General features: G+C 70.2%; 9 protein-coding genes. 7 read left to right on the top strand and 2 right to left on the bottom strand.

What is annotated here, in order from left to right:
• Positions 1 to 2: 2 nt before the first annotated feature.
• Complete coding sequence (locus ABZ863_RS20490) at positions 3 to 623, bottom strand: YqgE/AlgH family protein (protein WP_358538158.1); 621 nt, start codon at positions 621 to 623, stop codon at positions 3 to 5.
• A gap of 50 nt (positions 624 to 673) precedes the next feature.
• Between ABZ863_RS20490 and ABZ863_RS20485 the strand changes: the two genes are divergently transcribed.
• Genes ABZ863_RS20485 through ABZ863_RS20475 form a run of 3 tightly spaced genes read left to right on the top strand, consistent with a single transcriptional unit; the run spans position 674 to position 4,199 of the window.
• A complete protein-coding gene (locus tag ABZ863_RS20485; protein ID WP_358537905.1) occupies positions 674 to 1,954 on the top strand; it encodes an MFS transporter in 1,281 nt (426 codons plus the stop codon).
• Between the two features lie 15 nt (positions 1,955 to 1,969).
• Complete coding sequence (locus tag ABZ863_RS20480) at positions 1,970 to 2,233, top strand: YbaB/EbfC family nucleoid-associated protein (RefSeq protein ID WP_358537902.1); 264 nt, start codon at positions 1,970 to 1,972, stop codon at positions 2,231 to 2,233.
• Positions 2,234 to 2,279: 46 nt separating this feature from the next.
• The gene (locus tag ABZ863_RS20475) at positions 2,280 to 4,199 is read left to right on the top strand and encodes a TNT domain-containing protein (RefSeq protein WP_358537900.1); all 1,920 of its coding nucleotides are present in this window, start codon (positions 2,280 to 2,282) and stop codon (positions 4,197 to 4,199) included.
• Positions 4,200 to 4,239: 40 nt separating this feature from the next.
• On the opposite strand, the gene ABZ863_RS20470 is transcribed toward ABZ863_RS20475, so the two are convergent.
• Positions 4,240 to 5,685 carry a CCA tRNA nucleotidyltransferase gene (locus ABZ863_RS20470; RefSeq protein ID WP_358537898.1) on the bottom strand — a complete coding sequence of 482 codons (1,446 nt, stop codon included), beginning with the start codon at positions 5,683 to 5,685 and terminating at the stop codon, positions 4,240 to 4,242.
• 101 nt (positions 5,686 to 5,786) lie between these two features.
• Here ABZ863_RS20470 and ABZ863_RS20465 point away from each other — a divergent pair, with 101 nt between their 5' ends.
• From ABZ863_RS20465 to ABZ863_RS20450, 4 genes are all read left to right on the top strand, one after another.
• Positions 5,787 to 6,290, top strand: coding sequence for an NUDIX hydrolase (locus tag ABZ863_RS20465; RefSeq protein WP_358537896.1), 504 nt, complete (start codon positions 5,787 to 5,789; stop codon positions 6,288 to 6,290).
• On the top strand, positions 6,287 to 8,404 hold the full coding sequence (locus tag ABZ863_RS20460) for a DUF6049 family protein (protein WP_358537893.1): 2,118 nt from the start codon (positions 6,287 to 6,289) through the stop codon (positions 8,402 to 8,404). The genes ABZ863_RS20465 and ABZ863_RS20460 overlap by 4 nt, the downstream gene beginning before the upstream one ends.
• Before the next feature lie 473 nt (positions 8,405 to 8,877).
• Entirely contained in the window at positions 8,878 to 10,656 is a 1,779-nt protein-coding gene (murJ, locus tag ABZ863_RS20455; protein WP_358538156.1) for a murein biosynthesis integral membrane protein MurJ, read from the top strand.
• A 78-nt stretch (positions 10,657 to 10,734) separates the two neighbouring features.
• A complete protein-coding gene (locus ABZ863_RS20450) occupies positions 10,735 to 12,276 on the top strand; it encodes a protein kinase family protein (RefSeq protein WP_358537890.1) in 1,542 nt (513 codons plus the stop codon).
• Positions 12,277 to 12,387 lie beyond the last annotated feature (111 nt).

The raw sequence follows: 12,387 nt of genomic DNA, 5'->3' as shown, positions 1-12,387 counted from the left end.
CGTCAGTTGCGTTGCAGGTCGCCGGGATGCGTGGCCAGTAGCGCGGTCGGCAGGCCCTGCCTGCGCAGCACCTGACCCCACAGGTCCCGCTTCGGCGTTGCGAGCACATCGCCCGGCAAGGCAGGGACGATCAGCCAGTCACCGCGGTCGATCTCGCCGGCCAGCTGGCCCGCGTCCCAGCCCGCGTAGCCCGCGAAAACCCGCAGACCACGGACCTTCGACACCAGCGCGTCCGGATCGGCGTCCAGGTCCACCAGCGCGACCGGACCGCGTACCGCGATGACCCCCGGGACACTCGCCGCGGTCTCGCCCGTACGCAGCGCCGCAAGGCACAAGGCCGTCTTCTTCTCCACCGGGCCGCCCACGAACACCGCCTGCGGCTCCACCACATGCTCGCCCCAGGCCGGCAACACCTCGTCGACCGGGACATCGCTCGGCCGGTTCAGCACGACCCCGAGGGTGCCCTCGTCGCGGTGATCGATCACGAACACGACGGTCCGGCGAAAGTTCGGGTCGAACATCGTGGGGGCAGCGACCAGGAGTGTGCCTGGTTCCACCTCGGCGTCCGCTCGCACGTGTCCATGATCCCACTCGTAGTGTCGGCTGGCGTTACGGTGCCATATCTCCGCGATCTCACCGCAACATGCGCCGAACACACCTAAGCTGAGGACTTGTGACAGCGGGAACGCAGGCGACGGCCAGGCTTGCCGTGCCGCGTGCACTGGTGGCGATCCCCGCTTTTCGCAAGCTGCTCTACCTGCGGTTCTCCATGCACTGGGGCGACGGCGCCTTCCAGGCGGGCCTCGCGGGCGCGGTGTTGTTCAATCCGGAGCGGGCCGCTGATCCGCTCACCATCGCGGGTGGGTTCGCCGCATTGCTGCTGCCGTACTCGATCGTCGGCCCGTTCGCCGGTGCGCTGCTCGACCGCTGGGACCGGCGCCGCGTGCTCGTAGTGGCCAACGCACTGCGAGGGCTGGCGATCCTCATCGCCGCCACCGCGGTGGGCGCGGGTCTCGATGGTGCACCGCTCTTCTCGCTCGCCCTGCTGGTGATGGGCATCTCCCGGTTCGCGGGGGCAGGGCTGTCGGCGTCCCTGCCGCATGTCGTGCCTGCCGAGCGGCTCGTCACCGCGAACGCGCTGTCGGCGACACTCGGCGCCGCGATCGCCGTGGTCGGCGGGGCGTGTGCGATCGGCCTGCGTGCTGTCCTCGGTGCCGGTGACGTCGGTTCTGGCTGGACGACGTCGTGCGCCGCTGTCGGCTCGGTGCTCGGCGCCATACTCGCGACCCGTTTCCGGCGGGGCAGCCTCGGCCCGGACCGGGTCGACGAGCCCGCCAGCACGTTCGCCGCCGTCGCGGCCGGGCTCGCGTCGGGCGCGCGGGCGGCCGCCCGTACCCCGAGCGTGCGCGCGGGGCTGATCGCCCTGCTGGCACATCGTGCCGCCTTCGGCATCTCGCTGCTGCTCACCGTCCTGCTCATGCGGTACTCCTTCACCGACCTGGGGCCGCTCAGGGCCGGGCTGCCGGGCCTGGGGCAGCTCGCGCTGATGGGCGGCGTCGGCATCCTGCTCGCGGGATTGCTCACGCCGCGCCTGGTCGCGCGGTTCGGCAGGCGAGGTGCGACCGTGTGCGTGCTGGCCGTCGCGGCTGCCGCGCAAGCCGGTCTGGGTTTACCCATGACGCTGCCTTCGGTGCTGCTCGCGGCGTTCGTCATCACCTCGGCAGGCCAGGTGCTCAAGCTCTCGGTGGACGCGGCCGTGCAGCACGACATCGGGGACGAGACGCGCGGCCGGGTCTTCGCCCTCTACGACACGCTCTTCAACATCACGCAGGTCGCCGCGGTGTCGTTCGCGGCGCTGTTCGCACCGCTCGACGGGCACTCGCACGGGTTGCTGATTGTCGCGACGGGGCTCTACTTGGTCGGTATCGCCGGATTCGCCGCGTCCACCCGTTAGGGTGAGAACGTGACCATGGCTGGTAACGCAGCGTCGGCGACCGTCACATCGCGAGACGGCCTCGTCCGCGCCACCGTTGATTCGTCCGGAACGCTGACCGGGCTCGAGTTCGCCCCAACAGCATTCGAGCGCAGCGATCCGGAGTCCCTCGCGCAGACCGTGCTGGAGGTCGTCCAGCAGGGCAGAACCAGGGTCCAGCACGAACGCGATGCGCTGAAGCCGCCGCCCGTGCCGCCGCGGCCGACTCGGAAGCGCATTCGGCACACGCGGCAGGTTTGATTACTGTTAGGCCGCGTCTGAGTTTGGGTAACTGAGGGGGGACCGGGTGCGCTACCGAGTCGAGGTGGCTGATCGCCCAGATGCGTTGTACGCCCTGTGGGACGGGCAGATCTTCCGTGCACAACGCTCGACCGCGGACGAGTCGATCTTGCTCGTGGCACTGCCTGGGGAGACACCGGACGGCTTCGACGCCGAATGGAACGGCGCCCCGGCGAAGGTCGTGCCGGCTGCCGAGGCACCGGCGACATTCGGCATCCACACCTACTGCTTCCACGACGACGAGCCCTACCGGGTCGAACCGCGCTCGGGCGAGGGCGAGCTGACACTGCGCTGGGCGGGCCGGGACGACGAGGTCGCCCGGACGCTCGGCCTCAGCGACTTCACCACCACCACGGACGATCCGGAGAGCCTCACCGTCCTGTGGCAGGAGCGGCACGACTTCGCCGACGACAGGGCGCCGCGCAGTGCGCCAGGAAGTGGCGACGGGCAGGCGCTGCTACGGGCCATCGGGCGGACGCTGCTGAGCTTCCTGCCACCGGGCTGGCAGCGGGTGGGGGCGCAGTTCCGGCAGGTGGGGGACTACGCCGAACTGGAGGTGCGAGCCGTCGCCGATGACGTGGCGGTGTCGCTGTCGGCGCCGCCGCAGCTCAGCCAACTGTTCGCGCAGTTGCGCTCGGCGATGTACGAGCCCGACACGGGTACCTGGTTCCAGGGCACCTACACCCTGGATGCGAGCTCGAACTTCGACTTCGACTACGACGCCGAGCGGGAGCCGGACTGGCGCCTGCCGCCGGCGGGTCGTACCACTGCCCGCAGCTACGACATCGAGCTCGGCTACTACCCGCGCAAGCGCTTGCCGGCGTGGCTGGCAGCGAAGGCGGGGCTCCCACTGGACGTGACGTTCCGCCAGGCCCGGGTCGTCGACAGCCATGCCGCGGGTGAGAAACCGGTGATCAACCGGCCACCGGTGCCAAAGGAGGAAGTGCAGCGCATCCTCGGCTACCTCTACCGCGCGCCGATCACGGTCGCCAGGCCGGGCGCACTGCCGGATCTCTTCACACCCGGCCCGCCGAACGTGCCGGACGCGTTCCACACCGACGGCGTCTGGATCTGGCCCGCTGCGGTGCCGCACTACCTGCGCAAGTACGGGGTGCCGCCGGAGGCGGAACTGCTGGACCACATCCGCGCACACGACTACCGGCCGCCCTACGTCGGCCGGCTCCTGCGGGCAACGGCGGAGGCGGAGATCCTGGGCCTGCCGTACCCACCACGCACCGCCGAGGACCTTGCCGAGCCGGACGCCGTCACCCGTGTCGAGCGTGGCGCGGAGCCGAAACCGGCGCTGCGCGCCTCGGAGGTTCTCACCGTGTTGTCGCGGCGGCTCGCCGAGTACGGCATCGCCGACAACGCGTACCGGATCGGCGAGACCGCCGACGGAGCGTGGTGCCTGCACCGCACGGCGCACGGCTGGGAGGTCGCCCGGTACACCGACGGCGCGCCGGTCGAGCCACGGCACTTCCCCCGTGCGCAGCAGGCAGCTGAGGCGCTACTCGGTGCGCTACTGCTGGTACCGGGCCGCGCACGGCAGGGCGCGTCCGAGGACTCCGAGGCGCCGGAACCGGCCGCGCAGGCCTCGGACTGGCCGATCCTGCCGCTGCGGGGCGAGCCGCCGCTCACGTACTACCGCGGCAAGCGCCTGGTCACGCTGCCCGCCGCAACGGTGGTGCAGCGGTACGGCAACGAGAGCGGCAACCTAGTCCATCCACAGGGCACCCAGTTCCCGGAGACGTCACTGGCCTTCGAACGTGAGCACGACGTGCACACGTACCTGGTGCGGCGGCCGATCCGCGTGCTCACCGGCGTGACCCTGCCGTGGGGACCACTGCCGGGCGGCGCCGTCGCGTACCTGCTACCCCGCGCGATCGGGCACCACGTCGAATCCGGAGCCCTTCAACGGCAGAAGTGACTGCACCCAAGGCCACCTTGGGGGACGTTTCAGCGGGCGGTCACTTCGGCGGTTCGATGCCCTGCTCGACGGCCCACTTGCGTAGTTCGGCCACGGCCTCGTCGTACCCGAGCGGCCCGCGGTCGAGCCGCAGTTCCTTCAGGTACTTCCACGCCTTGCCCACGAGCGGACCCGGCTGGAGCCCGAGCAGCCGCATGATCTCGTTGCCGTCGAGATCGGGGCGCACCCGCGCGAGGTCCTCCTGCTCGGCAATGCGGGCGATGCGCTCCTCGAGCTCGTCGTAGGTCCGCTGAAGTGCGGCGGCCTTGCGCTTGTTACGCGTCGTGCAGTCGGCCCGCACGAGCTTGTGCAGCCCGGGGAGCAGCTCGCCGGCGTCGGTGACGTAGCGGCGCACGGCCGAGTCGGTCCACTCACCCTTGCCGTACCCGTGGAACCGCAGGTGCAGGTACACGAGCTGGGACACGTCGTTGATCACGTCGTTGGCGTACCGCAGCTCGCGCAAACGCTTGCGCGTCATCTTGGCACCGACGACCTCGTGGTGGTGGAAGCTGACTCCGCCGCCCTGCTCGAACTTCCGCGTGCCCGGCTTGCCGATGTCGTGCAGCAGCGCGGCCAGGCGCAGCACCAGATCAGGCCCCGTCACCGGCTCGTGTCTGGTCTCCAGGTCGATCGCCTGCTCGAGCACGGTCAGCGAGTGCTGGTAGACGTCCTTGTGCTGGTGGTGCTCGTCGATTGCGAGACGCATGCCCGGCACCTCGGGCAACACGTGATCCGCGAGCCCGGTGTCGACCATCAGCTCGATGCCCCGTCGCGGCAGAGCGCCGAGCAACAGCTTCGACAGCTCCGCCTGCACCCGCTCGGCGGTGATCCGGTCGATCTCGCCGGACATCCGGGTCATCGCGTCGACCACCCGCGGCGCAGGTTCGAAGCCGAGCTGAGCGACGAAGCGTGCCGCCCGCAGCATCCGCAACGGATCGTCGGCGAAGGACTCCTCCGGGGTGGCCGGCGTGTCCAGCGACTTGCGTGCGAGAGCCTCGAGGCCGTTGTGCGGGTCGATGAACTTCTTGGTCGACAAGTCGATGGCCATCGCGTTGACGGTGAAGTCACGGCGCACAAGGTCGGCCTCGATCGTGTCGCCGAACGCCACCTCGGGACGTCGCCCGACGCGGTCGTAGCTGTCCGCGCGGAAGGTCGTGATCTCCAGCGTCGCGCCGTTCTTGGCGGCACCCACCGTGCCGAACTCGATGCCGGTGTCCCACACCGCATCGGCCCAGCCGGACAGGATGGCCTGGACACGGTCCGGCCGCGCGTCGGTGGTGAAGTCCAGATCGGGAGACAGCCTGCCGAGCAACGCATCGCGTACGCTGCCGCCGACGAGGTACAGCCGGTGGCCTGCCTCGGCGAAACGTGCGGCGAGCTCGTCGGCGAGCGGGGAGATGCGCATCAGCTCCGTCACCGCATTCTCCTTCGCGGTGATGTGGTTCACGCCGATCCCACCCCCGACGCGGTCCCCTTACAACACAAGCGGATCAACACAGACACGAGAAGCCAGCCTACCGGCGGCACCGTTTGCTCTAGCATCGCAGCATGCCTGGATCGGTCGGTCGCTCCGGTGGCGCAAAACCGGGACGACGGTCCCGGCGACGCCGCGGTAGGCGGCTGACCACGGTCAACGAGACGTCGGCCGGCGGGTTGGTGGTTGATCCCCAACGCCAGCACGCGGTGCTGATCGGCCGGCTCGACCGGCAGGGCCGGTTGCTCTGGTCCCTGCCGAAAGGTCACATCGAGGACGGCGAGACGACCGAGGAGACCGCCGTGCGCGAGGTGAAGGAGGAGACCGGCATTACCGCGCACGTGCTGCGGCCTCTCGGCACGATCGACTACTGGTTCGTGGCCGAGCGCAAGCGGGTTCACAAGACCGTGCATCATTTCCTCCTCGAAGCGGGCGGCGGCGAGCTCTCCGACGAGGACGTGGAGGTCACGGAAGTGGCCTGGGTGCCGCTGACCGAGCTGGAAAGCAAGCTCGCCTACGCCGACGAGCGCAAGCTCGTGCGCAAGGCACGCGACATGTTCGAGGGAGCACCCGAGTGAGCAAGCTCAGCGCGCTGGCGCTGGCATTGGCGTTCCTCATCGCGCAGGGCCTTTCCGGCGCGACCGTTGCCGCGCAGCCACTGGCGGCACCGAACTGGCTCCGGCTGGACGTCGCGCAGCTGAGCCCGCGCATGGTCACTCCTTCCACCGACGAGCTGGTCGTCACCGGCACGGTCACCAACGTCAGCGACCGCACGATCACCGAGGTCGTCGCACGTCTGCAGCTCGGCGCCCGGCAGACGAGCCCGTACGAGCTCGAGCAGTCCCTGATCGAGCCGCCCCCCACCGACTCCGGCGCCTCGGCGTGGGTCGGCGTCGCCGACTCCCTCGAGCCGGGCAACAGCGTCCCTGTCAGGATCTCCGTCCCGATCGCCGAGCTGCCGCTGTCGACCCCCGGGGTGTACCCACTGCTGGTCAACGTCAACGGCACACCGGCCTACGGCGGCGCGGCACGGCTCGCGGCAGTGCACATGTTCCTGCCGGTACTGGACTCGGCCACCGGCTCCGGAAGCTCCCAAGCGACCCCGGTCTCGGTGCTGTGGCCGATTACCGCGGCGAAGCCCAGCGTGGTGTCGGCGCCGACCGGCGGGTCACTCGTGCTCGGCGATGACGGGGTCGCCGCCCAGCTCAAACCGGGAGGGCGGCTCGACGCGCTGGTCAGCGCGGCGGCGACACAGCGGGACAACCCCGCGGTGTTCGGCTCGCTGTGCTTCGCCATCGATCCCGAGCTGCTCGACACCGTCGAGGCGATGAGCAACGGCTACCAGGTGCGCGTGCCCGGCGGCCAGGTAGAGGGCTCCGGCCGGGACGACGCCGGCCGCTGGCTGGCGCAGCTGAGGGCGCTGGTCGCCGGCCACTGTGTGATCCAGCTGCCCTACGCCGACGCCGATCTCACCGCCGTGTCGCGCATCAGCTCGCCGACCGACCTCGTGGGCACTGCACTGAACGGTGCGTCGATCCTGGAGAAGCTCGGCGTGCAGCCGCGGCGGGGCGTGGTCTGGGCAGGCGGCACGCTCGATCACACGACCGCGCGCGCGGTCGCCGACGCCGGGGTCACCACGGTCATCACCACCGCTGCAGGCGGCGACGAGCAGGACTCGTCGGTGCTGGACGGCACCCGCATGCGCGGTCTGTCACCCGACTCGCTGGTCGCCACGGCAATGCGCGGACAGCGCAGCGACGCCGCCAGCGCGCAGACACCCGCCGACCAACCTGCCATCGCAACGCAGAACGGGCTCGCCGCACTGGCATTCCGGACCGGGCTCGGTGAGAACACCAGCGGCACCGTGCTGATCGCGCCGCCGCGGCGCTGGGATGCGCCTGCCGGCGAGCTGGTCTCGTTCCTGGATTCACTCGCGGCATTGCAGGCCGCCGGCACGGTACGACCGGAGTCACTGGACGAGGTACTGGCGGCGCCCCCCGGTGCCGGCACTACCGGATCGAACGGCGGGGCGTCCGGCGCCAGCACCGCCACGGTGTCCAGCGAGGTCATCGGTGAGCTGTCCGAAGTGGAGAACACCGCCGCCGACCTGCAGAGCGCGATGACGGTGGACCCGACCCGCCAGGTGCAGCCCGCGGCGGTGATCCAGCCGCTGCACAACGCGGTGCTGCGCGCGACGTCGACCGCCTGGCAGAGCGATCCCAGCCTGCGCATGGCGGCCGCAGGGTCCGCGACCGCGCAGCTGAGCGATATGCGCAGGCAGGTGACGGTGACCACGCTGTCCCAACCGGTGTCGCTGGCCTCGGGCTCCAGTCCGCTGCCGGTGACGCTGAGCAATGCGCTGCCTGTCGCCATTACGGTGCGCATCAAGCTGGAGAACAGTGCGGGCCTGCGGCCTGCCCGGATCCAGGACACCCCGCTCACCGCTGACAGCAAGGTCTCGCGCTACATCCCGGCCGAGGCCCTGCGATCCGGGCGCTTCAACGTCGACGTGTCGCTCACCACGCCCGGTGGCACCAAACTCGGCAACACGGCCCGCCTCGAACTCACCTCGAACGAGTTCGGCGTGGTCACGGTGGTGCTCACCGCCACGGCGGCAGGCGCGCTCGTGTTGCTGTCCGGAAGGCGGCTCTACCTGCGGGCTAAGGGACGCCGGAGGACCGAAGGCCGGTAGTCGCTGAGATTTGCCCCGTCGGCAGATTACCCTGAATCGACCAAGCTTTGCCGCCGACGGATTGGGCACGTGTGGACAGAGAGCCGGGCCAGCCGCCCGAGCGTGCGGGTAGGCCTCCGCGTCCCGACCGTGTTCCGCCCGCGCGAACCGGGCGTAAACCGCCGCCCCCGGACCCCCGACAGCCCCGCCAGGGACCCGAGCGGGGCTTCGACGTACCGCCGCCCGTCGAGCCACGCCAGAACGGCCGCGTGCCGCGCTTTCGCGGCCGCCCGCCAACGCCACCACCCGGCGGGCGGCAACTGCCGGGCCGTCAGCCCCCACCGCAGGTGCCGCCCGGCCCGCCGCCACAACAGGGACCGCCCCGCCGGGGACGGCCGGCTGAGCAGCAACAACGTCAACAGCCCGTACGGCCGTGGCGGCAGGAAGCGGAGCCCAACCGCCGGGTGACACCACCGCCGCCGAGCGAGTCGACGATGTTCATCCCGCGCGAGCGCGGGATGCCGCCCGGCGTGCGCTGGCCAGCCGCGGACCCCGACGTGCTGCGGCCCTACGACGAGCTCGCCACCCGGATGATGCCGCGGATCCTCGACGGCCCCCGGCCATCCGAGATCGGCGAGCGGCTGCCACCGATGCAGCTGGAGCGGCCGAAGGAGGAGCCGGCCAAGGGGCCGTCGCTGGCCAAGGCCAGCAGCCGGATGGCCATCGCCACGCTGACCAGCCGGATCACCGGCTTCGCGTGGAAGGTCATGCTCGCGTGGGTGGCCACGCTCGGCGTGCTCTACGACTCGTTCACCGTCGCGAACACGCTGCCGCTGATCATCAACGAACTGCTGCTCGGCGGCGTGCTGACCAGTGTGGTGGTGCCGCTGCTCGTGCGGTCGCAGGACGACCGGGACGGCGGTGAGGCCTACACCCAGCGCCTGCTCACGATGGCGGTGACGATCCTCGGCATCGGCACGGTCGTGTCCACCGCGCTGGCGCCGTGGCTGACCTCGCTGCTCATGGATGAGACCGGCGAGGCGAACGCGCAGCTCGCGACCTGGTTCGCCTACCTGCTGCTCCCCGGACTGCTGTGTTACGGCCTGTTCGCCGTGCTGTCGGCGATCCTCAACGCCAAGCAGATCTTCGGCCCCGCCCAGTGGGCCCCGGTGGTCAACAACCTGGTCATCTTCGCCACCATCGCCGCGTTCGCACTGGTGCCGGGCGATCCGACGATCATCCCGACCGAGATGAGCGACCCGAAGGTGCTGGTACTCGGCGTCGGCGTGCTGGCCGCCATGGTGGCCCAGTCGCTGTTCCTGGTGCCTGCCCTGCGCCGATCGGGCTTCCGGTTCAGGTGGCGCTGGGGCATCGACCAGCGGCTGAAGGAGTTCGGCGGGCTCGCGCTGTGGATCCTTGGCTATGTCGCGGTGAGCCAGATCGGCATGGTCGTCAACACTCGGGTGCTCACCGGCGGCGCCGCGGGCGGCACCTCGATCTACTCCAACGCGTGGCTGCTCTTCCAGCTGCCCTACGGCGTCATCGGCGTCTCGCTGCTCACCGCGCTGATGCCGAAGATGAGCCGGGCCGCTGCCGACAGCGACTTCCGCGCGCTGATCAGTGACCTTTCGTACGGTTCGCGACTGACGACACTCTTGCTGCTGCCGGTGTCGGCCGTGATGGCGGTCGCAGGCACATCCATCGGTGTCGCGCTGTTCGCACTGGGCGAGGGTTCGGTCGCCGATGCCGAGCGGCTCGGCCAGGCCCTCGCCGTGTCCGCGTTCGGCCTCCTGCCCTACGCGCTGGTCATGCTGCAGATGCGGGTCTTCTACGCGATGAAGGACTCGCGGACGCCGACGTTGATCATGGTCGTGATGACGGCGGTGAAGATCCCGCTGCTCTACCTGGCCTCGGCGATCCTGCATCCGGTGAACGTCGTGCTCGGCGTGATGATGGTGAACTCGCTGGTCTTCGTCGTCGGTGCCGTACTCGGCCAGGTCTGGCTGTGGGTCAAGCTCGGCAACCTGCGCAGCAAGCGGGTGCTCGGCGTCATCCTGTTCACGGTCGTCGCCAGCGGGCTCGGCGCGCTCGCCGCCGTGCTCGTCGGGATGCTCGTACCCGATGCCGCCGGACCGGTACTCGGCTCCTGGATCAAGCTCATCCTGCAGGGCGTCGTCGGCATCGCTGTGTCGTTCGGTGTGCTGATCGCACTGAAAGTTGACGAGTTGACCCCGGTCACCCGCAGAATCACTCGGTTGGTCCGGCGCGCGTAACCTGCCGTTTGCAACGAGTATTCACGTACCCTCGTCGGCAGACGTGTGGTCGAGCGAAGGCAGGGGGTCCGACCCGAGGTGGGCGCGAGTACGCGGGGTGGATCGCTGGCGCCGGGTGGCGTCGTTGGCGACGGCCGCTACCGGCTGCTCGCCCAGTTCGGAATCGACGAGCGCGCCGGCGCGCACTTGTGGCGGGCACGTGACGGGCAGCTGCGCCGCGATGTCGCACTCACGATGCTCGTCGGCGATCCCGCCGACGCGGAGGCGGCGCGGCTCGGCAGACGCACACTGGAACGCGCCGCGCACGCGGCGAAGTTCAACCACCCTGGTGTGGCACGCGTGCTGGACGTGCTCAGCCTAGGCAACGGCATCTCCTCCAGCGAGGGCCTGCTCGGCATCGTGGTGGCCGAGTGGACCAAGGGAACCGATCTCATCGACCTCGTCGCGGAACGGCCCGTCGAACCGGGCACTGCGGCGCGGATGGTGCAGGCGCTCGCCGAGTCGGTGGAGCTGGCGCACCAGTCCGGCCTGGTGCTGGGCATCGATCACCCGCAGCGACTGCGACTCACGCCGGACGGACGGCTCCGGCTGGCGTTCCCCGGGCCACTGCCCGACGCGACGCTGCGCGACGACGTCAAGGCGCTCGGCGCCGTGCTGTACCTGCTGCTCACCGGCCGCTGGGCGCTGCCGGGCGGGCCGCCCGCACTGCCTGCCGCGCCGCGCTCGCCAACGGGGCGTGTGGTGCCGGCCCGCTCGCTCTCGCCGCGCGTTCCGCCGGAACTGTCGGCGCTCGCCGTGCGCACGATCGAGGACGGCGGCCATGGCGGTATCCGGACGAGTGCGGCGATCCTGCGGGTGCTCGACCAGGCTGCGGAGGCCGCCGAGCGCACGCAGCTGATCAGCAAGGATCCCAGCATCGATCCCGATGGCGGGGTGTGGACGACCAAGAAGCCTGTCCGCGATGCCGCCAGCCGGCGCAAGCTCGCGCTCGGTGTCACGGTGGTCGTGGTCGCGGCCGTCGCCATCCTGGCCTGGCTCGGCATGATGGCGATCAGCTTCTTCCAGGACGATCCCGGTGCCATCGGCCCCGAGGTCAACCTCGCCGAACCGACGACGACGCAGCAGCAGGCGCCGCCACCGCAGAACCAGAATCCGCCGCCCGCGGCGCCCAGCGCGACCGGCGAACCAGTGGCCCCCACCGACATCACGGTCTACAACCCGGAGGGTGAGGGCGACGGTGTCCGCAATGCCGGGCGCGCGATCGACGGGGACCCGACGACCATCTGGCGCACCGACCAGTACCGGCAGCAGTTCCCGACGTTCAAAGCCGGGGTGGGGCTGATCGCGCAGTTCGACAACCCGATCGACCTCGCGGAGGTCCGAATCACCGGCAACAGCCCCGGCACGAGGGTGGAGATCAGGGTCGCCGACGAGGCGAATCCGCCGCTCGACGCCACGAGGGTGGTCGGATCCGGCGAGCTGCGCAACGTCGAGACCGAGATCACGCTGCGGGAGCCGACCTCGGCGCAGTACGTGATCGTCTGGGTCAGCAGGCTCTCCGGCGACGCACCGCAGTACGTCTCGGAGATCGGCGAACTGGCCTTCCTGCCTGCCCAATAAACAGTCACACGCTCTTAGAGCGCGTCTGAGAACCGTCCTCCGTGCGAGCGGTGATCCAGATGGATGCATCGCAAGGCGGAGGAGGGAGCCATGACGGAGTCATGGTGACCG

Origin of the sequence: Saccharomonospora sp. NPDC046836 (assembly GCF_040645195.1) — a bacterium.
Classification (GTDB): Bacteria; Actinomycetota; Actinomycetes; order Mycobacteriales; family Pseudonocardiaceae; genus Prauserella_A.
The sequence above is the reverse complement of the archived record's forward strand: the minus strand, read 5'-3'. Positions and strand labels throughout refer to the sequence as shown.

Bases quoted from the DNA above. Each gene is read 5' to 3' on its own strand.
- murJ (WP_358538156.1), top strand. From the start codon at position 8,878: ATGTTCATCCCGCGCGAGCGCGGGATGCCGCCCGGCGTGCGCTGGCCA.
- ABZ863_RS20465 (WP_358537896.1), top strand. From the start codon at position 5,787: ATGCCTGGATCGGTCGGTCGCTCCGGTGGCGCAAAACCGGGACGACGG.
- ABZ863_RS20480 (WP_358537902.1), top strand. From the start codon at position 1,970: ATGGCTGGTAACGCAGCGTCGGCGACCGTCACATCGCGAGACGGCCTC.